This is a genomic window from Roseibium sp. HPY-6, from assembly GCF_040530035.1.
Classification (GTDB): Bacteria; Pseudomonadota; Alphaproteobacteria; order Rhizobiales; family Stappiaceae; genus Roseibium.
Map to the genome: position 1 here is coordinate 743,654 of NZ_JBEWCD010000002.1, position 18,998 is coordinate 762,651.

Here is an 18,998-nt window from a genome sequence, read left to right on the forward strand (position 1 = left end):
ATTGCTGAAGGTTAAAGTGACCCGAAGCTTTGTTTCTTTCAATCGTTTGCGACGTCGCTCATCTGCAATCTCGTACCGAGTTTGTTGGCTGAATAAGTTTTTATAGTTCGTTTAGAGGAGGTTAGGCCGTGAGATATACAGCTCCGTCGAACACTCATTTTACTCTGCGTCAGGAGTTGGTCGGTGTCCTTGGTCGATACCAGGACACCCTTTGTCCGGCGGAGTTACTGGCGGTATCAAGTCAGCTCGTCGGCAATCTGATTGCGCTTCAGGATGAAACGCGCATGTCGCCCGAAACTGCCATGGAAATCGTTCTACAGAATATTGAGGAAGGCAACCGCGCGGCGATTGCCGATCTCGAAGAGACGACGGACGCTGCCTGACACACGCCACAAGGCGAAGTGAAACTGCACGCTTTCTTTAGTGTATTAGCCACTTGGCCACGAAAAAGCGGCCCCGCAGGGCCGCTCAATTGATTTTTTGGCGAAGGCCAAATCGCTGTCAGGCGTCGCTTCGTCCGGCAGTGATCGTACCCGTGTTGGTGGTCACCTTCGCCGTCGTTCCCGCCGTGCCACGACGGTGCGTTCGCCTTTGTCGAGCCGACCTGAAGACCAAACTGAAAGCCTTTCGGATTTGACGGCGCGTCCTTTGAGCAGAAGGATAAGGACCGCGAGTTCACGGTATCTGGGAGGATCGATATGCGCGTGGCGTTAACAGGGGGCTCTTCGGGCATTGGCGCCGAGGTTGCGCGAAAGCTGGGTGATCTCGGGCATGAAGTGACAGCGTTTGACATATCCGAACCGGAGGTAGAGGTCGCCGAGTGGATCGAGACAGACCTCAGCAGCTCGGCGTCGATCCAAGCCGCAGTCGGGCGCGCATCCGGCCGTTTTGATGCCCTGCTCAACAACGCAGGCCTTCCGCCGCGCGATGGGCTGGAACAGAAAATCCTTCAGGTCAATTGGTTCGGACTGCGCAACTTGATGGACGGCATGCTGGAAAAACTTGCTCCCGGCGGTGCAATCGTCAACACCGCATCGCGGGCAGGGGCCATGTGGCGGGACAATCTCGACGAGGTGAAGGCATTGATGTCTCTCCAGCCGGATGGACTTCCGGCGTTCATCAGCGAAAGAAGCATTGACGCGACGCGGGCCTACAATCTTTCCAAAGAGGCGGTGATCGTCATGACCATGGCCGAAACCGAAAACATGATTGAAAGAGGCCTCAGGATGAACTCCGTCAGCCCGGCAGCCGTCAGCACCGGAATCTTGCAGGATTTCGCCGCCGCTTTCGGAGACAGGATGGCGCGGAACGTCGCGCGGGCCGGCCGGCCCGGCCTGCCGGAGGAAATCGCCGATGTGATCGTCTTTCTGGCCTCGCCGGAAAGCGGCTGGATCAAGGGCCAGGACATAACCATCGATGGTGGCATGAGCGCGATGTCGGTGAGTGATAAATTGCAGCTCTAGACAGAATGCAACTATACTATTTTGCGTTCGCTAAAAACGTGATCACAGCTAACCCCACAAAATATCCGGTGCCTTGATCCGTTCACGGTCCAGCACGTTGGCAATGCGGCCAGCAGCTTTTTGCAGGTCGTCCAGGCAACCGAAAGCCAGCACCTCGTCGATATCCATGTCATCGATCATCCAGAGAATACTGATCGACCCATGTACACCGGACTTTGAAATGATCGGAACCGCCATTGCACCGAGTTCCGGTCCCGGGTCGAAGGGCGCCTGCCAGTAAGCTGCCTCGCGAAGGCCGAAGCCGCGCTGGCGCGTTTCTTCAATCTCGCGTGCCAGAAATCCACTTTCGATCATGCGCAGCTCTTCCTTGCCGGCAATTTGGCGAAGGCTTTCAAGGTGCCGTTCTGCGACAGCCTCGGGCGAAAATGCAAGAATGGCGCGCCCATGCGCGGAGAGAACCATCGAGGGACGGATGCCGAGCGCGGTCCGCGTCGGCGCCATCGGACCGCGCAGGCGGGTGCTTTCGATAATTTCGATGCGCCCCGCACCCATGACTGCATTGAGATCTGAAGGTAGTCCCGTCTGCCGCCCCTTGAGATCAAGCAGAATGGGACCTGCAAGTTCGGCGAGCGGATGGGCCCGGGCCTTTTCACCCAGCACCTTGCCGATCGAGTGCGAGAGTTCGTATTGGCCCTCCACGATGTTGCGCCGGACCCAGCCCCGATGTTGTAGACTTGCCAACAGGCGCAGCAATGTCGCGTTGGAATAGCCGGTCGCCTGGCGTAGATCGGCAAGTGATGTGCGTGTTCGGCGCGACAGGTATTCGATGATTTCGAGCCCCCGTTCCAGGGATCTGACACGCTCGCTTTGGTCTTTTTCAGTCATCTGCTCATCGGTCCGCCTAGCGGACTGAAGATTAGACAGCCTGAAAAAGAAGAGCAATACTTTCCGGACAACGGGCTTTGTCCCGAGGGAGGAAGCCGGTGCAAACGCCGGCAAAAAAGTGGAGAAATCCGCGCGTGAATATCCTGTTCATCATGTATGACCAGCTGCGGTTTGATTACCTCAGCTGCGCCGGACACCCGCATCTGCACACCCCGAATTTCGATCGGGTGGCGGCCATGGGGGTCCGCTTTTCCAATGCGTATGTGCAGTCCCCGATTTGCGGTGCGAGCCGGATGAGTTTTTACACCGGCAGGTATGTATCTTCCCACGGGGCGGCATGGAACGGGTTTCCCCTCCGTGTTGGCGAGCAGACACTCGGAGATCACTTGCGCAAGGCCGGAATGGACTGCTGGCTGATCGGCAAGACCCACATGAAGGCGGACAAAGACGGTATGGAACGCCTGGGGCTCGCGCCCGACAGCGTGATCGGCGCGCGCCAGGCCGAGTGTGGCTTTGACGTCTGGATCCGGGACGACGGGCTCTGGGGCTATGGCCCGGACGGGTTCTATGACGAAAAGCGTTCGCCTTATAACGAGTATCTGAAATCCAAGGGCTATCAGGGCGAGAACCCATGGGCAGACTTTGCCAATGCGGGTATCGATGACGACGGCAACATGGCATCGGGCTGGATGTTTGCCAATGCGGACAAACCGGCCAACATCCAGGAAAAGGACAGCGAGACACCGTGGCTGACGGCCCGGACGATCGACTTCATCGAGGAGCAGAGCGGTCCCTGGTGCGCGCATGTAAGCTATATCAAGCCGCACTGGCCCTATATCGTTCCAGCGCCTTATCACGACATGTTCGGGCAGAACCATGTTCCGGCAGCCTGCCGTCACGAGATTGAACGGCAGGATGCCCATCCGGTCTTTGCTGCTTACATGGAAAACAGGATCTCTTCCGCCTTTCAGAAGGACGAGGTTCGGCAGAAAGTCATTCCCGCCTATATGGGTCTGATCAAGCAATGCGATGACCAGCTCGGAGTTTTGCTGGATCATCTTGAGCGCACAGGTCGGCTGAAGGACACGATGATCGTTCTGACATCCGATCATGGCGACTATCTCGGCGATCACTGGATGGGCGAAAAGGATCTCTTCCATGATCCTTCGGTGAAGATCCCCATGATCGTCTACGATCCCCGCCCCGAGGGCGACGCGACCCGCGGCACCGCTTGCGATGCATTGGTCGAATCCATTGATCTTGTACCGACCTTCGTGGAGGCCGCGGGCGGTGCCGTCCAGGACCATATTCTTGAGGGTCGTTCGCTTCTGCCCTGGCTGCACGGTGACACGCCGAAATGGCGTGAATTCGCGGTGTCCGAGTTCGATTATTCGCCGACGCCTCAGGCCATGAAGCTGGGTCTCGACCCGAAGGACTGCCGGCTCTTCATGGTGTTCGACGGCCGTTATAAGCTGATGCACGCCGAGGGCGGTTTCCGGCCAATACTGTTCGACCTGAAAACCGATCCGGACGAGTTTCACGATCTCGCCAAGGGGGATGCGCATCAGGCGGAGATCGACCGCCTCTATTCCATGCTGGCCGAGTGGGGACGACGCTGCGCGCAGCGCGTCACACGTTCCGACGATGACATCAGGGGCATGCGGGGACGGTCCATGCGCAGGGGCATTCTGCCGTTTCTGGTGGACGGTTCGGAAGTGCCTGAAGAGTTGACGGAAAACTATCGCGGTCCGGCTCTCCAGAAGCACACGGGAGACTGACCCATGCCGAATGCAGATCTCCTCCGCCATAACGAAACCCAGTTCCGCAAGACGATTGTCGAATTGGCGCCCGGCGTCTGGACCGCGGTCGGATACGCGGCGTCGACCCAGCATGTTGTGGAGGGAAACACCACTCTAACGGTTATCGATACCTCCGAGAGTACGGGTGCTGCAAAGAGTGTTCTCGCCGAAATCCGCAAGCGTACCGACAAGCCCGTCGGGCGGATTATTTACACCCACAGCCACAGGGATCACATTTCGGGCGCAAGCGTTTTTGCCGAGGAACGTGATATCCCGGTCATCGCCAATGCAAAGTTCAAGTCGGATCTGGTTGGGCAGGACGAGCAGCTGATCGCCCCGCACAAGGCGCTGAACCGCAGGACGGCCGCGCAATTCGGCATCGGCCTGCCCTCTGAGGAACGCGTCTCACTCGGATGCGGTCCGGGAGACCGGCCGATGGAAGGTCTGGGCGCAGGGTTTCTGCCGCCGACACTGATGGTGGAAAACGATCGGGAGATCGATCTCGACGGCGTCGCGGCAAGGCTGATCATGGCACCAGGCGAAACCGAGGATCACATGGCGGTCTGGCTGGAGGAAACCGCGATCCTGTTCCCAGGTGACAACTGGTATCACGCCTTTCCAAATCTCTACGCGATCCGCGGAACGCCGTATCGTGACTTTGCCGCGTGGGCCGACAGTCTTCAGCTGCTGGAAGGTCTCGGTGCCAACGTGCTTGCGCCCGGCCACACAATGCCGGTCTTCGGCAAGGACAAGGTCCGCGAAGTACTGGGCTCGACCCATAAAGCCATCCGCCATGTGATGCGACACACAGCCGATGGCATGGATGCTGGCCTCTCCATGGACGATATCGCCGCCGGTCTCATCTTTCCCGAAGAAATCGCGGACAAGCCCTGGCTTGGCGAGTTCTACGGCAAGGCGGCCTGGTCATCGCGCGCCTTCGCAACCGGGACACTCGGCTGGTACGACGGCAATCCGACGCATCTCGGCACTCTGTCCTCGGCCCAAAGAGCTGCGCACATGGCGAAGCTTGCGGGCGGTGCTGATGCGCTCATGGCTGCGGCGCAATCAACGGAAGATCCTCAGTGGCGGCTTGAACTTTGCGACCATCTGATCGCGCTGGGCATGGCGGCTGAGCCCCTGAAGGCCGAGACAATGGAGCAGCTGGCTGAAACTGAGATCAACGCAACAGCCCGCAACACCTATCTCTGGCACGCACGCCGCCTGCGGAACGGGGAGGCAGCCAAATGACGAAAGCAGGAATTGAACAGCGGTTTGCCGACCTCCTGGCTTTTGTCTTTGCCCTTGTCATTTTGGTCTATGCCGCGTCAGGCCCGCTTTCGGAATTCGTGCGCTGGATCATCGAGGTCACGACACCCGGGTTTGAAGAATTGTCCAGGCGGCAGCAACGTCTTCTGCTGCGTGAACACTGGCTGGGTGGAAGTTACCGGTCGTTCGAACGCGCCTTTCTGTTGCCGACCGGGTTGATCCTCGGGCTTCCGATCCTGTTCGCCTTCGCAGTTTCGTTTCTCAGCCTTGGCGAAACGCGCCCATGGGTGAAGTGGCTTCTGGCGATGGCTTCAACGGTCGTGTTCTCCTTGTGGGTCGCGAACCTCTTTGCGGTCGATGGCGGCGCATTGCCATCCGCGCGCCCGATAGACTTCGTATTGTTTCCGCTCGCCACCGTGCTGGTTCTTTATCTGACTTGGCGCAATTTCGGCTCGTTCATCGTCGGCTTTTGCCTCTTCTGGATCATCTATTTCTTTGTGCGTGGCTGGTTGCCGGACTGGACAGGCATTCTCGCGGGCTCCGACGCGACCCTGGCCCAAAGCATGCGCTCCATGGTGCTGAATTTCTGGTCCCAAACCGGCGGCATGTTCGGTCAGCCGCTGCAGGTTGTCTCCGGCAACGTGCTGATCTTCATTGTCTTTGGCGCCGTGCTGATGGCCAGTGGGGCAGGGGATCTCCTGATGAAGATAGCCAACCGTCTGACCGGTGGGCTGACCGGGGGAGCGGCGCATGCAGCTGTTGCAAGTTCAGCGCTGTTCGGAACCCTGAGCGGAGCTGCCATCTCCAACGTCGTATCGACCGGCGTCATGACGATACCCGTTATCAAGCGCTCCGGCTTCCGACCGGCCTTTGCCGCGGCCGTGGAAGCTGCTGCCTCGACCGGTGGGCAGGTGATGCCCCCTGTGATGGGCGTTGTCGCCTTCTTCGTTGCGGGGCAGATCGGGCTTGAGTATCGCTACATCGTCATCGCCGCGATCATCCCGGCTGTCTTCTTTTATCTCGGCACTTTCCTGACCGTCTATTTCGAAGCCCGCCGGCAGGGTGTCGGTCCACTGCCGGCTGAAGAACGACCGCGCCTGACAGCCGCCGAACGCGTCCAGTGCCTGGTCTTCATCTTCCCATTGGGCGTGCTGAGTTACTTCCTGTTTGTTCAGCCCTCAGTTCCAAAGGCCGGTTTCTATGGCTTCATCGTTGCACTTGCATGCGCGCTCCTCTTGTTCCGTAAGTTCCGCTCGCCGGAAAAGCTTTATCAGGCCTTCGTCAGCGCGGGCCGCATGTCGGCCTCCATCATCGTCATCGTCACCGCCATCGGGCTGATCGTTGGCCTGATTCAGGTATCCGGATTCAGTGGGCGCTTGTCGCTGCTTCTGGCGCAGCTGGCGGGCGGACCGCTTTTCGGCACGCTTGTCGTCGTCGCGCTCGGTGCGATCGTTCTCGGCATGGGACTGCCGCCCGGCGCGACCTATTTCATCATCGTCATCGCGCTCAGCTCCGGTATAGACGCCGTTGGCATTGCACCGCTCACCTTGCATCTGTTCGTGGTGTTCTTTGCTGTTATCTCGACAGTGACGCCACCGGTCGCGCTGGCGGCGTTCGCGGCCGCACCCATTGCAGGGGCCGATCCGGTTCGCACCGGATTTCAGGCCGCGCGGCTCGCGCTGGCCGGCTTCATCATTCCGTTCGTATTCGTCTATCACCCGGCAGTTCTTTACAAACTGCAGGTCCTGTTTGCGTGGTTCGGCGGTGAAGTGCCGACATCGAAAGCGATGATCGAAATTGCAACTGTGACCTGGTTCGATCTTGGCTGGATCGTCGTTGCCTTCGCGCTTTCCATGTGGCTTCTGACGTCCGCTTTGACCGGCTTTGAGAAGAACAGGCTCAATTCGCTGGAGCGGATTTTGCGCGGCATTGTTGGCATCGCACTGCTCATACCGAACATGGCAATCGCCGGACCGGCGCTGCTTGTCGGGATCGGCCTGGTCATCGGACACCGGTATTTGGGAGGAGACCCGTCACCGGTCGACGCAAAGTCGGCCTGACGGTTTTGAAATGCATTTGTCAGGGAGGACAACACATGCGGAAACTAGCAGTCGCTGCATCTGCGGCAATGATCTGGGCAGCACCGGCCGCGGCCCAGGAAACGTTGAAAATGGCAACGATCGCCCCGAGCCTCGGACAGGCAATCACGATGGCGACCTTTGCCAATATCGTGACCGACAATCTGGATGATATTGAAATCGAAGTTTCCGGCGGCGGCGCGGCAACCCTGCACATGATGGAAGTTGCGCGTGGCAACCTCGACATGTCCATGACCAGCCCGGTCATCTACAACCTGATGTCCGCCGGCAAGGCGATGTATGCCAAAGAGGCAGACGCCCCGGAGCTTGCCAAGAACTACAAGCTGCTCATGTGGTTCCCTTATGGCCAGTATCACTTTGCCGTCCGCGATGACAGCGACATTCAGGTTCTGGACGACATTGAAGGCGCTTCTGTCTTTCTCGGTCCGCAAGGCGGCGGTGCCTACAATGCGGCGCGCGGCTGGGTGGAAGCGACGACAGGCCTTGTGGTGGATGAAGACTATGATGCGATCAAGGCCAACTGGCAGACCGGCTTCCAGGCCTTCCTGGACGGCAAGATTGATGTTTATGTGAATGGCTGCCTCGACCCGTGCGGCCAGTTTATCCAGTTTACCGAGACCGAAAACCTGCGCTTCATCGGACCGGAAAGCGATGAGGGCGAAGAGGTCGACAAATGGCTCGGGAAGTGGCGCTACCGCGCGGAAGTTCCAGCTGGCATGTATGACGGTCAGAAGAACGACAGCGCCGTGATGTCCTTCGATACCGCCGTCGGCATCGGTGTCCGCGCGGATCTCGACGAGGAAACCGTCTACAAGATCACCAAGACCTTCTGGGACAATCTGGAGCAGGTGACGTCCGAAGCCCCGTGGGCAAAGGCGCTCGACGTCAAGTTCGCCGCCTCCAAACGCGGGCTCATGGAACTGCACCCCGGCGCCGAACGTTACTACCGCGAGGTTGGCGCAACCGAGTAGCGGCAAGATCGGCGGAGCCGGGTCGCAGCGCGCATCCGGCTTCCGGCCGGGTTCAGGTTATCGCTTTGCCCGGAAAGGCAAACCTTAGGAGTTTGGTGATGGTCTGGTGACGTTTTCAGGCAACGAGCCCGGAGGCGCAGGCCCGGAATTCGCGCACGGCCGGCGCGGCGCCTTCAAGGGGCAGGGCCACAGCCCGGTCGCCCAGAAGTGCGGTCGCGGTGTGATTGAATTCAAGCCCGTTCAGCACGTTGCCGAAACCCCTGTCGGTCACTGTCAGAGTTGACCCGCCGCCCGTGATCACGTGGCGGTCGGTTGCGATCGTATTGCCGCGCGGCCCGTCAAAACGCATCGCAAAGAGCGGGCCCTCCGCCCAGGGACTTCCAGGCATGATCTCAAGCGCATAGAGCGGGATTGCCGGATCGTAGGTGACGCGCACAGACGCGTTCTCGCCTTCGTGGACAAGCTCACATATAGGGCCCGTCCGGACTTCCCAGGCCAGTGCCGGACTACAGCTGAGCAACAAAATCGAAAGAACCCGCAACATGGGAGCGAGTGTATCAGAACCTGGAAGTCAGCGCGTCGAAAATCGGGAAAATCTCATTGTGGCGGGACTTGGCCGTAAAGGCTCTCGCAGATAAGACCGAGACCGCTGCCGAGGCTGCCTGCCGTCGCACAAATCCTCTCGAATAGCGTGCGACATGATCCCGACGCGACAAGTTCGCGTTTCGTCACTGCCGCTGCGGGAAAACGCGGGTTCGACGGAATCCGCTCGCTACCGGCTTAGGTCAAAGATTGCTGTTTGCGGTACCGGCAAAAGAGTTTGCAGACCGGTCGCCCGTTGGCGCCGGTTGCCGAAAGGGCTGCATTTGTGAAGCGCTCCTCTTCGGCCCAGTCGACGATCTGAACCGCCAGCTTTTCATGAAGCTCCAGGTTGCCAAAAAACAAGACGTCACGACGGCTCAACACGAACCGGTGGGCAGCATCTCCGAAACGTTTGAACACGGCCCTCTCGGCTGCGGCGACAAAGGACGGGAAATACATCAAGCCGGCACGATTGAAGTCCAGCGACGGGCAGGGTTCGTAAACAAGATCGGGCGTTGGCTGTGTTGTCGCGTTTCCTTCCAGGCCGAGATGGCGATCTCCTCCAGACTTTGCCAGCCGGGCTGCAACGTGCGGAAAATCCAGGTCTGCCGGGAGCGCGGGAAGCGCGGGCAGTCCCGGGAAGTCCACCCGGGCGACAGAAGCGTTCCTGCCCGCTACCCGTCTCGAAACGAACGTTGAGACCAGACAAACCGATCCGATCAGAGTGCCGTCCACCTGCAAGATGTGTCTTGATGCGAGCCTTGTGCGCGACACCCGGTAAAGGGTGGATTCAAGATCCAGACGGTCATTCAGATCAGGCAACCAAAGGGCGGGCGTGTTGACGGAAAGCGCACAAAACGCGGCATAAACATCGTTTCCTTCCCGGTTCCTGAAAGTCGCATTTTTCTGACCTGCGGCGTTGGCGATCAAGTGCCAATGCCGATGCCCAAGCGTCTTGAGCAACCAGTTTTCCGACAACCCGACATATCCGAGCTCCGGCATGCCAAGGTCATGACTGCTTCTCCAGGACACCTGCGGCCGGGCAGGGGGGGCAGAGCTGTTTCCAAGCGCGTGGTCCAACATGGTCGTGTCTCGATCAGGAAACTTTGCTGAGCGCTGCACGGGATGCCTGGAAAACGCTCTCAATGTGCTCGCTCAGATATTTTGCATCCTCGCCAACACCGAGGAACCGGCCCGACCCCCAGGTGTTCAGCCACCCAAGCCCGAGAAAGTAAATGCCCTTGGTCTCGCAAACACCACGGTCGTAGACCGGCCTACCGCGATCGTTGAAAACATCAACCTTGAGCCAGGAATAATCCGGCCGGAACCCGATAGCCCAGACCACGGATGTTATGTTCTCCTTCTCGAAATCGAGCTCTGTCGGTTCGCCATCAGGCCGCCAGACTTTTTCAAACGGCGCTTCGTCAGGCGCGTCAATTTCTTTAGCCGCGATATAGTCGTCAATCGCATTGCGAATGCCGACGTAGCTCGCATCCGCATCGTCGAGGTTCCTTTCCAGATCCTGAGCGAAAGTTGCACCCGACCTCCAGGCGCCGGTAACGCTGCCATAAAGGGAAACTCCATCAAGCGCGAACTTCCTGAGATCAATCTCATGTCCGCCGTCGCGCCCGGTCAGATAGTGGTTCGTTTTTTCATGAACCGCCTCTCCCTGCGGATGGTTCCGTATTGTCAGGTCGTAGTGCCCCATGTCGTAAAGCCAGTCGGTAGCATCCCGGCCGCGATACATGCGGGGGGCTCTGGGCGCAGGACCGACAGCAAGATGAACCTTGCGTCCGGCGATTGTCAGATCCTCCATGATCTGCACGCCGGATTGACCGGCGCCGACAACTAGGACGGCACCCTCCGGCAACTGATCCGGGTTCTTATAGTCGCCTGCCTGTACCTGATAGATCGCCGGGTCGATCTGATCCGCATAACGGGGAATAATCGGCGTGTCATACCCACCGGAGGCAATCACCACCTGCTCCGCAAGGAAGGATTCATCGCTGGTATGCACCACAAAACGCCCGTCATCCCGCCTGTAGACTTCGGTTACCGTCACCCCCTCCTTCAGGGGAGGATCGAAGCTGTTTTTGAAGGCTTCCAGGTAGTCGACGATCTCGTCCTTGAGCATGAAACCGTGAGGGTCATTCCCGTGGTAGGGAAAGTCGGGCAGTCGGCACTGCCAGTTCGGCGTGACAAGACAAAACGTATCCCATCGGTTTTCGCGCCACTGATGCGCGAACCGGTGCCGCTCCAGCACCACATGCTCGATATTCTTCTTGCAAAGATAGTAGCTCGCAGACAGACCCGCCTGTCCGCCTCCGACGATGACAACGGGAATGGATTTCAGGTTGCTTTGGGTCATGACACATTCCTGGGTGCAGAAGCGGTTTGAAACCGCAGAAACAAGACTGTTGCATCGGGAGTTGAGCTGAACCGGCCTGCCTGACGCTGCAAGGCCTCCAGCTGGGCAGCGGCCCTGGAACAGGGAAAGCCATGGACCGCACGTACACGGTCGCTGGCGGCCGACATGGCGCGCTCGCTTTGCACCAGGAAGGTTTGAAGCGGATAGCTCCTGTCCTCTTCAAAGTAATCTCTGACGACCGAAGAGGGCGAGTAACAGTCCTCTTCTTTGCCGTCGGGCCAGCGGACTCTGAACATGAGCTCAGGCATCGGACATCTCCTTCTTGGGCAAGCCGAGATACGGATTGCGTGCATGGTCCCAGAGAACCTCGTGTCCGGTTGAGGACGAGACGGAGACAGTCGAGCCTTCGGCAACATTGCCAATGGCACCTGCCCAGATATCCTGATCCCGGAAGTGAGCTATCACGTCAGCGGCCTTGTCGACGGAAACAGAAAGGAGAAATCCGAATGACGGGAAGGTCACAAGCCAGCGCGCAAGTGGGACGCCATCCGGTGCTTCAAGGCCTTCAAGGTCAAGATCGATAGCGACACCCGAACACTCGGCCAGCATGGTAGCCGTTCCGGCCACGCCGCCTTGCGATATGTCTTTGCCGGCGCGGCAAAGTCCATTCTCCGACAGCGACGGCAACAGCTCCATGTCACGCCGCAAACGATCTCCCGGTGCAGACAGGGCGGCTTGCCAGTTGTTGAAGGGCGCGCGGTATTCGCCGCGATGATCGATCGCCGCGATGAGCACATCACCCGGTCTGGCATCGAAGCTCGTGATAATGTTCTTGGCGCGTCCGATTATCGAAACGGCAAGCTGGCTCTGACCTGCCCTCAGGTTCGTGTGCCCGCCAACAATCGGAATGCCATAGGCATCCGAGGCGGCCCGCATGCCGTCGAGGATCAATTCCGCCTTTGCGGGATCTGCTGCCCAGACAGCGTCCGTGACAGCAACTGGCCTGCCTCCCATGGCAAGAATGTCCGACATGTTGACCATGACACCGCACCAGCCGGCAAACCATGGATCTGCCTCGACGAATGCGTTGATGAACCCTTCCATGGCGAACAGAAGAAAGCCGCTCTGGTCCGTCAATATTGCGCAGTCGTCCCCCGGACGCCCTTCTGAGTTCTGATTGAGACCCAGTTTCGAACACGATGTTTCTATGTCGCGCTTTCCCAGGACACCGGGGTCCGATCGCAGCATATTTGCGATCCCGGCAAGTGTGTCCGGCCAGTGTCGCGCGGACATCACCGCCCCCTCAACTGCATCGTCCATCCCGCGGAGGGATCCTTGAAGGCAGGATAGGCGGCAAGGTTTGCTTCCATTTTCATATGCCGCTTGCCGTGAATGTCGACCGGCTCGAGGCTGACCCAATGCAGGCGCTCAAAGAACCGGACATTCTGCTCCTGGACATGCGCGAAGAACCGGTCACAGCCGAAACCATTGGCGGACGAGACGGCCAGCCGGATCAGCTCGGCTCCCAGTCGTCCGACGCGCCGGTGTGTTTTGGCGACGGCCAGTCTTGATCCCCACCAGGTTCCGGGGCTCTCTTCGTGGATGCGCACTGTGCCGACGACCTCGTCGGCTTCGCCGGCGAGCGTGGACACGGCAACAAGTGGGAGCGCCTTGTGATCAATTGCATCCCGGTCATGCCCCTCGAAGATCTCCTGCTCCTCGCAGAAGACCTGGAGCCTCAAAGCTGTTGCTCCGGCGAACTCCCAAGGGGCTGACGCAGCCTTGATTGCAAACTGTGGCGACAGGAATGTCTTGCGGCTGAACTCCAACATGTCATTTCACCTGCAGCTTCTCGTAGACGGAAAGGGCCGAACATGCACCGCAGCGGCCACATCCGGCCTTGATGTCTTCAGCTTTCAAGCCGCCCTCGATGACCATTTTGGAAAGAGGGCGCAGGATGGCGTCCATAAATCCGGTTGACGGCGCCGGATGGCTTTCCAGAGGTGTGCCGGAGACCGGCACAAAGGGAACGACAAACGGGTAAACGCCAATCTCGATCAGCCGGCGGCTGGTTTCCAGAATGGCCTCCACGGTGTCGCCAAGCCCGGCAAGTATGTAGGTGGAAACCTGGCCGCGGCCGAATATCGGCACGGCGGCTTCGAAGGAATCGAAATACTTGTCCAGGCCCACCTGTGCCTTGCCGGGCATGATCCGTTCACGCACTTCCGGCGAGACGGCTTCGAGATGCATTCCAAGGGCGTCCACACCGGCCGCCTTCATGCGCTCGTGCCAGATGTTGTCTTCCGGCGGCTCGCACTGAGCTTGAACGGGAATGTCCACGGCAGCTTTGATGGCCTTCACGCTGTCGACCATGACGGCGGCGCCCCGGTCCGGGCCCTTCGGCGTTCCGGTTGTCAGCACCATGTGCTTGATCCCGTCCAGCCGGACAGCGGCTTCTGCGACTTCCGCGAGCTGTCCAGGTGTCTTGTGAGCAATGGTTCGTCCGGCTGCAAGCGATTGGCCGATGGCACAAAACTGACAGGTCTTGGTCCGGCTCTGATACCGGATACACGTCTGCAGGACCGTTGTTGCCAGAACATCACGGCCATGGAGCGTTGCGATATGCTGGTAGGGGATACCGTCCGCCGTGGTCAGATCGTAGAATTTCGGTCGGCCCGGAAAGCTGATCGAGCCGATCCTGCCGCCATCCTTCAAAACATCGCTCTGTCCGTCCTTGTCCGGCGCACCGGCGACATAAGGGCTTTCGAAGGCAGGTGCAGTGTGCACGGGCACCATGACGGTCACCCCGTCAATCGTGACCGCCTTGTGATCGGTCGGCCCCGCTCCGCCCCGCCGGGATTCATGACCGGCCTTGGGATCGACAAGGCGTATACCGCGGGTTTGCAGCTCGTTTATGAGAACTTCAGCGGACATCGACTCGCTCCTCTTCAACATGTGGCTTTGAAAACAGCTCTTCTGTGTCCTGTGGCGGGAAGTCGGTGACGTTTCGCTCGACCGACGCGACGGTCCTGGCGCGCCTGCGGTCGTGAACGAGATGGAGCAGCTCAGGCCTTGAGTAATGACCAACGCTGTCCATCATGCGCTTGCGTTTCGTGATCAGGCGCATGTCCAGATCGGCGATCAGGATCCCTTCGCCTTCGGTCAGGGGCGTCGCAAGATGGCGTCCTTCCGGGGATACGATGCAGGTCATGCAACCATCACGCAGCCCGCGTTGAAGTTTCGGATCATCGCTAATGGAATTGATCTGCTCATCCGTCAGCCAGCCGGTCGCGTTCACAACGAAACAGCCGCTCTCAAGCGCGTGATGACGCATTGTAACTTCGATCTGCTCTGAAAAGATCGGCCCGACCAGCGATCCGGGAAACTGTGCGACGTGAATTTCCTCGTGCTGGGTCATCAGGGCGTAACGCGCCAGCGGGTTGTAGTGTTCCCAGCAGGCCAGTGCGCCAACCCGGCCGACTGCGGTTTCCACCACCTTGAGACCTTCGCCGTCGCCCTGACCCCAGATCATCCGTTCATGATAGGTCGGCGTGATTTTTCGCCGCTTTAAACACAGGGTTCCATCAGCGTCGAATACCAGCTGGGTATTGTAGAGTGACCCATGGTCGCGCTCGTTGACACCAATGACCGCGACAATGCCAAGCTCCTTGGACAGGGCTCCAAGGGCGGCTGTTTCCATGCTGGGAACCGATACCGCCTCTTCATAAAGGCGCAGATGCTCGCTCCCTGCCAGCATGGGCGGAAGAACAAACGAAAAATAGGGATACCAGGGGACGAAGGTTTCCGGGAACACAACGAGGCCGGCTCCTTCTCCTGCGGCTTCGCGCATCGCAGACATAACCTTGTCCAGGGTTCGTGATTTTGACACCAGATCCGGTGAGATCTGAACCGCTGCAACCCGTACTGTTTCGTGTGTGTTTGCCATGTCCGGTCACTGATGTTGAACGTTGAAAGACTTTTGGGCCCGGCAAACAGAGCGCCGGGCCTGCAGGATTTAAAGCGTCCAGGTGTCCAGGATGAATGCGCCGTCGCGGCGATGCAGGAGAACGATGTCAAGCACGTCCTGCGGAGCGATCGGTGTGATGCCGGGAATGAGCGAAGGCTCGCCGTGTCCCATGAGAGCCTGCAATGCAAATCGGCAGGCATAGACCTTGCCGCCCTCTGACATGAACTTCTTGATCTGATTGTTCATGGCCATGTGACCCGGAAACGCTTCGTCTCCGAGTTTCGGGAAACCGCGCTGGACACCAAGAGAGACGCCGGGGCCGTAAAGCAGGATCGATGTTTCGAACCCCTTGCGCTGCAGGCGTGTTGCCTGAAGCAGGTTGACCAGCCCGATCGATCCTTCAAAGGCGACAGTGTGGAATGTCACCAGGGCTTTTTCACCCTCTTCCGCCTGAACATCCTCAAAGACCTTTTCTTCGTAGTTGACGAAGAAGTCACCGTCCTTATGTGCCGCCGCCGTAACTTCTGGCATTTCGCCCTCCTTTAGATTGCCATACAATAGGCATACAATATTTGACTTGCACTCAAATTGTATGCACAACAATCTAAGCTCGAAAAGAGGAAATTTTAGAAATGACGCAATAGCGAAAAACTCGTTCAATTGCTCATTTGCTAAGCATTCAAACGCCTAAGATGGCATCAAAAAGATCGGGTTTTGTCGCAACATTATCCATACAATTGGATTGATACATACAATCTGAGTCAATTTTGCTAAACAGGAAGCAACAAATGGAATCGCTTGGACTTGGAATGAAGAACTGGAAGCCGGTCTTGCCGGAAAGCGGAAAGCCCAGATATGTCGAGATTGCCGACCTCATCGCGAGCGACCTCCAGAAGGGCATCCTTATGCCGGGAGACAGGCTGCCGCCGCAGCGCGCGCTGGCCGATCTGCTTGGCGTGGACTTCACCACTGTTTCCCGCGGCTACGTCGAGGCAAAAGAGCGTGGGCTTGTTGAAAGCCATGTTGGGCGCGGCACATTCGTCAAAACGATAAAGGGGTCGATGGCGGAGACCGAGCCCCGGCGTACGGAGCAGGTCGACCTCAGCATGAACCTGCCGCCAGAGCCTACGAACCCGGATCTGATCGAGCGTATGCAGGCCGGGCTTTCCGCAGTCTCCGGAAATCTCATTTCTCTGCTGCGCTACCAGAATGGTACCGGCACTGAGCTCGACAAGGAAGCTGCCTCTTCCTGGCTGAGTATGCGCGGACTTGTGCCGTCGCTCGAGCGTGTATTCATTACCCCTGGTGCACATCCCGCGATGATGACGATCCTGAACATGCTTGCCGCGCCGGGAGATGTCGTCCTGAGTGAGGCCATCACGTATCCGGGCCTTAGAACAATCGCACGTTCACTCAAGTTGAAGCTTGTCGGTCTCGCCTCAGACGAAAACGGCATCCTTCCCGAGGCGCTGGAAGAAGCGATCAAGGCGCACGGCCCCAAGGCGCTTTATCTCAACCCTACTCTCCAAAATCCGACCACTCTGACGATCCCGCAAGGTCGCCGACTAGAAATTGCCGCGATACTTGACCGTTACAATCTGCCCCTGATCGAAGACGACGCCTACGGCTTCATTCCAGAGCATGCGCCGAGCCCGTTCGCCGCGGCGGCGCCGGACCTGACATGGCACATCGGGGGGCTTGCCAAATGCATAGGCGCGGGCCTCAGGCTGGCCTATGTGGTTGCTCCCGATACGAAAGCGGCGCTGAGTTTCACCTCCGCGATCCAGTCCATGACCGTGATGGCATCGCCGGTCACGATGGCTCTGGCAACGCGCTGGATTCAGGATGGCACGGCAGATCATATTCGCCGGTTTATTCGACGGGAAACGCGTGCGCGCCAGGAGCTGGCTTCAGAAATCATGAGCGATTTTGAGTTCGCGGCGGACCCGGTCAGCTTCAACATTTGGCTCAAATTGCCTGAAAATCTGTCGCGGGCAGCCATCGTCGGGCAAATGTCGGGAAAGGGTCTTGGGCTGGTGCCAAGCGATCCATTTACCGTTGGTGGTAATCCGACAGAGCATATCCGCGTCTGTTTAGGTGGGCGCATTTCGCGCGATGAACTCAAAACAGCACTTCAACTGCTTGCTCACAGGCTTGAGTACAACTTTTACAGTTGAGCCGCAGTCGGATTGAGCGCTTTTCAGCCGGAGGTCAGCCTGCGCTGAGCGTGAAGGATCCGGCCCAATTTGAAAATCGGCCGCGACCAAACTGTCATCTAGGCAATTGTTTTGGCTGGCCGCTTGAATGGATTTGCATCCGGCACTGCAAAATCCAGCTCGATCTCGCCCTTGTCGACGGCGTCGGAAATATAGCGGAACGCGCCGACGGTCATGCGCATCAGGTGATCACCAGCCTTGATGGGCGGATATTTTTCAGCAGTTTCGACCGTCTTGAATTTCGGCAGCGGCTCAACGACAGCATCATAATCGAGACCGAAGAAGAGCGGCATCGAATACCGTTCCTTGCCGGTGTTCACAACGCGGTGCTGGGTGGACTTGTAAAGGCCGCCGGACCATGTCTCGAAAATATCGCCTATATTGACGATGAATGTGCCGGGGATTGGCGGCGCTTCCATCCAGTAGTCATCGGTGTTGAGCACCTGAAGGCCAGGGCCGCCCTGGAGAAGAATTGTGAAACACTCAAAGTCCGAATGAGCTTCGATGCCAACGAAGTCCTTGCTTGCCGGAACATCGTTTTCCAGATAGCGCAAAAGACGCAACTGCGATGTGGGGCAGTTGACGTGTTTCTTGAGGGTTCCGGCTTCAACGCCCAATTCCAGTTCAAGCGCGCCAAGAAGTTTCAGTCCAAGCCCGAAAACCGCGTCATAGTATCGCGAGATCGTGTCCTTCCATCCGGGCAAATCGGGCCAGACATTTGGGCCGGTCATGCGCCAACCGGCCAGATAATCCGGATGATCGGCAGGGGCTTCAAATGACATGTCCCAGGCTTCGTTGTAGTTGATCGTTTTTGGAAACGAGCTGCCGTTTTCTTCAAAGGGCACGTAGCCCCGATGATTGGTGCTGTAGCCGCACCAGTATTTCATCTTGTAGCGCCGGGACTGGGTATGGAAGGCGCGGGACGCTGCGAAAGCCTCGTCGATCAGCGCCTGATCGACACCGTGGTTCTTGATGTAGAAGAAGCCAGATGTTTTCGCCGCCTTTCCGAGCTCCTTGGCGACCGCTGCCAGGGCCGCCGGATCGCTTTCGTGGAGCCCGGTCAAGTCAATGACCGGCAGTGACACGTTATCTGAACTCAGTGCGATCTGGTCATCGGTCCCATCGGCCGCCATCTCCGGTTCAAGCGTCCTTTGGTCCAAGAGATCGCGCATGGTGAGGCTCCAAAGTTTTGCGTGACTGTTGAGGCAATTTGTTTCCGGTAGGCCGATCATGACTGTTAGGTCGGCGCGATCACGTTGCGGTCAGAATATCATCTGCGCCTACTTGCACAATAAATGTGTATGTAGAAAAATTAGGCAGCTCGCCTACTAATCGCACAGGCTTCATGTGCGGAGTATTGGTATTTTTTCTAATCACCTGTT

The 18,998-nt window shown here is 58.3% G+C and carries 18 protein-coding genes; 7 read left to right on the top strand and 11 right to left on the bottom strand.

The window, feature by feature from the left end:
- The first annotated feature begins 128 nt into the window (after nucleotides 1–128).
- Nucleotides 129–383, top strand: a complete 255-nt coding sequence (locus ABVF61_RS14800; protein WP_353994312.1) for a hypothetical protein — start codon at nucleotides 129–131, stop codon at nucleotides 381–383.
- A gap of 315 nt (nucleotides 384–698) precedes the next feature.
- Entirely contained in the window at nucleotides 699–1,463 is a 765-nt protein-coding gene (locus tag ABVF61_RS14805) for an SDR family oxidoreductase (protein WP_353994313.1), read from the top strand.
- Between the two features lie 48 nt (nucleotides 1,464–1,511).
- On the opposite strand, the gene ABVF61_RS14810 is transcribed toward ABVF61_RS14805, so the two are convergent.
- Complete coding sequence (locus tag ABVF61_RS14810) at nucleotides 1,512–2,348, bottom strand: helix-turn-helix domain-containing protein (protein WP_353994314.1); 837 nt, start codon at nucleotides 2,346–2,348, stop codon at nucleotides 1,512–1,514.
- A gap of 134 nt (nucleotides 2,349–2,482) precedes the next feature.
- Between ABVF61_RS14810 and ABVF61_RS14815 the strand changes: the two genes are divergently transcribed.
- The 4 genes from ABVF61_RS14815 to ABVF61_RS14830 are packed head-to-tail and all read left to right on the top strand — an operon-like array spanning nucleotide 2,483 to nucleotide 8,483.
- A complete protein-coding gene (locus tag ABVF61_RS14815; RefSeq protein WP_353994315.1) occupies nucleotides 2,483–4,126 on the top strand; it encodes a sulfatase-like hydrolase/transferase in 1,644 nt (547 codons plus the stop codon).
- A gap of 3 nt (nucleotides 4,127–4,129) precedes the next feature.
- Nucleotides 4,130–5,395: an alkyl sulfatase dimerization domain-containing protein gene (locus tag ABVF61_RS14820; RefSeq protein WP_353994316.1), complete on the top strand. Its 1,266-nt coding sequence runs from the start codon at nucleotides 4,130–4,132 to the stop codon at nucleotides 5,393–5,395.
- Nucleotides 5,392–7,473 carry a TRAP transporter permease gene (locus ABVF61_RS14825; protein WP_353994317.1) on the top strand — a complete coding sequence of 694 codons (2,082 nt, stop codon included), beginning with the start codon at nucleotides 5,392–5,394 and terminating at the stop codon, nucleotides 7,471–7,473. The genes ABVF61_RS14820 and ABVF61_RS14825 overlap by 4 nt, the downstream gene beginning before the upstream one ends.
- A 35-nt stretch (nucleotides 7,474–7,508) precedes the next feature.
- Entirely contained in the window at nucleotides 7,509–8,483 is a 975-nt protein-coding gene (locus tag ABVF61_RS14830; protein ID WP_353994318.1) for a TAXI family TRAP transporter solute-binding subunit, read from the top strand.
- Between the two features lie 115 nt (nucleotides 8,484–8,598).
- Here the strand turns inward: ABVF61_RS14830 and ABVF61_RS14835 are convergent, their stop codons facing one another.
- From ABVF61_RS14835 to ABVF61_RS14875, 9 genes are all read right to left on the bottom strand, one after another.
- Nucleotides 8,599–9,027: a hypothetical protein gene (locus ABVF61_RS14835; protein ID WP_353994319.1), complete on the bottom strand. Its 429-nt coding sequence runs from the start codon at nucleotides 9,025–9,027 to the stop codon at nucleotides 8,599–8,601.
- A 236-nt stretch (nucleotides 9,028–9,263) separates the two neighbouring features.
- Nucleotides 9,264–10,148 (bottom strand): Pnap_2097 family protein, encoded by an 885-nt coding sequence (locus ABVF61_RS14840; protein ID WP_353994320.1) that lies wholly within the window; start codon nucleotides 10,146–10,148, stop codon nucleotides 9,264–9,266.
- A 13-nt stretch (nucleotides 10,149–10,161) separates the two neighbouring features.
- Nucleotides 10,162–11,433, bottom strand: a complete 1,272-nt coding sequence (locus tag ABVF61_RS14845; RefSeq protein WP_353994321.1) for an MSMEG_0569 family flavin-dependent oxidoreductase — start codon at nucleotides 11,431–11,433, stop codon at nucleotides 10,162–10,164.
- Nucleotides 11,430–11,741: an MSMEG_0570 family nitrogen starvation response protein gene (locus tag ABVF61_RS14850; RefSeq protein ID WP_353994322.1), complete on the bottom strand. Its 312-nt coding sequence runs from the start codon at nucleotides 11,739–11,741 to the stop codon at nucleotides 11,430–11,432. The genes ABVF61_RS14845 and ABVF61_RS14850 overlap by 4 nt, the downstream gene beginning before the upstream one ends.
- Nucleotides 11,734–12,753 (bottom strand): sll0787 family AIR synthase-like protein, encoded by a 1,020-nt coding sequence (locus tag ABVF61_RS14855; RefSeq protein ID WP_353994323.1) that lies wholly within the window; start codon nucleotides 12,751–12,753, stop codon nucleotides 11,734–11,736. The genes ABVF61_RS14850 and ABVF61_RS14855 overlap by 8 nt, the downstream gene beginning before the upstream one ends.
- Nucleotides 12,726–13,265 (bottom strand): MSMEG_0567/Sll0786 family nitrogen starvation N-acetyltransferase, encoded by a 540-nt coding sequence (locus ABVF61_RS14860; protein WP_353994324.1) that lies wholly within the window; start codon nucleotides 13,263–13,265, stop codon nucleotides 12,726–12,728. Before ABVF61_RS14860 ends, ABVF61_RS14855 begins: the two co-directional genes overlap by 28 nt.
- 1 nt (nucleotide 13,266) lies before the next feature.
- Nucleotides 13,267–14,385, bottom strand: a complete 1,119-nt coding sequence (locus tag ABVF61_RS14865) for an MSMEG_0568 family radical SAM protein (RefSeq protein WP_502950001.1) — start codon at nucleotides 14,383–14,385, stop codon at nucleotides 13,267–13,269.
- Complete coding sequence (locus ABVF61_RS14870; RefSeq protein WP_353994326.1) at nucleotides 14,357–15,379, bottom strand: Nit6803 family nitrilase; 1,023 nt, start codon at nucleotides 15,377–15,379, stop codon at nucleotides 14,357–14,359. Before ABVF61_RS14870 ends, ABVF61_RS14865 begins: the two co-directional genes overlap by 29 nt.
- A 69-nt stretch (nucleotides 15,380–15,448) precedes the next feature.
- Nucleotides 15,449–15,931, bottom strand: a complete 483-nt coding sequence (locus ABVF61_RS14875) for an MSMEG_0572/Sll0783 family nitrogen starvation response protein (protein WP_353994327.1) — start codon at nucleotides 15,929–15,931, stop codon at nucleotides 15,449–15,451.
- A 278-nt stretch (nucleotides 15,932–16,209) separates the two neighbouring features.
- Between ABVF61_RS14875 and ABVF61_RS14880 the strand changes: the two genes are divergently transcribed.
- Complete coding sequence (locus tag ABVF61_RS14880) at nucleotides 16,210–17,577, top strand: aminotransferase-like domain-containing protein (RefSeq protein WP_353996433.1); 1,368 nt, start codon at nucleotides 16,210–16,212, stop codon at nucleotides 17,575–17,577.
- A gap of 98 nt (nucleotides 17,578–17,675) precedes the next feature.
- On the opposite strand, the gene ABVF61_RS14885 is transcribed toward ABVF61_RS14880, so the two are convergent.
- Nucleotides 17,676–18,788 (bottom strand): isopenicillin N synthase family dioxygenase, encoded by a 1,113-nt coding sequence (locus tag ABVF61_RS14885; RefSeq protein ID WP_353994328.1) that lies wholly within the window; start codon nucleotides 18,786–18,788, stop codon nucleotides 17,676–17,678.
- Between the last annotated feature and the right edge of the window lie 210 nt (nucleotides 18,789–18,998).

Excerpts from the sequence above, each read along its gene's own strand:
- ABVF61_RS14805 (WP_353994313.1), top strand. The coding sequence starts at position 699 with ATGCGCGTGGCGTTAACAGGGGGCTCTTCGGGCATTGGCGCCGAGGTT.
- ABVF61_RS14810 (WP_353994314.1), bottom strand. The coding sequence starts at position 2,348 with ATGACTGAAAAAGACCAAAGCGAGCGTGTCAGATCCCTGGAACGGGGG.
- ABVF61_RS14820 (WP_353994316.1), top strand. The coding sequence starts at position 4,130 with ATGCCGAATGCAGATCTCCTCCGCCATAACGAAACCCAGTTCCGCAAG.
- ABVF61_RS14825 (WP_353994317.1), top strand. The coding sequence starts at position 5,392 with ATGACGAAAGCAGGAATTGAACAGCGGTTTGCCGACCTCCTGGCTTTT.
- ABVF61_RS14830 (WP_353994318.1), top strand. The coding sequence starts at position 7,509 with ATGCGGAAACTAGCAGTCGCTGCATCTGCGGCAATGATCTGGGCAGCA.
- ABVF61_RS14835 (WP_353994319.1), bottom strand. The coding sequence starts at position 9,027 with ATGTTGCGGGTTCTTTCGATTTTGTTGCTCAGCTGTAGTCCGGCACTG.
- ABVF61_RS14840 (WP_353994320.1), bottom strand. The coding sequence starts at position 10,148 with ATGTTGGACCACGCGCTTGGAAACAGCTCTGCCCCCCCTGCCCGGCCG.
- ABVF61_RS14845 (WP_353994321.1), bottom strand. The coding sequence starts at position 11,433 with ATGACCCAAAGCAACCTGAAATCCATTCCCGTTGTCATCGTCGGAGGC.
- ABVF61_RS14850 (WP_353994322.1), bottom strand. The coding sequence starts at position 11,741 with ATGCCTGAGCTCATGTTCAGAGTCCGCTGGCCCGACGGCAAAGAAGAG.
- ABVF61_RS14855 (WP_353994323.1), bottom strand. The coding sequence starts at position 12,753 with ATGGACGATGCAGTTGAGGGGGCGGTGATGTCCGCGCGACACTGGCCG.
- ABVF61_RS14860 (WP_353994324.1), bottom strand. The coding sequence starts at position 13,265 with ATGTTGGAGTTCAGCCGCAAGACATTCCTGTCGCCACAGTTTGCAATC.
- ABVF61_RS14870 (WP_353994326.1), bottom strand. The coding sequence starts at position 15,379 with ATGGCAAACACACACGAAACAGTACGGGTTGCAGCGGTTCAGATCTCA.
- ABVF61_RS14875 (WP_353994327.1), bottom strand. The coding sequence starts at position 15,931 with ATGCCAGAAGTTACGGCGGCGGCACATAAGGACGGTGACTTCTTCGTC.
- ABVF61_RS14880 (WP_353996433.1), top strand. The coding sequence starts at position 16,210 with ATGAAGAACTGGAAGCCGGTCTTGCCGGAAAGCGGAAAGCCCAGATAT.
- ABVF61_RS14885 (WP_353994328.1), bottom strand. The coding sequence starts at position 18,788 with ATGCGCGATCTCTTGGACCAAAGGACGCTTGAACCGGAGATGGCGGCC.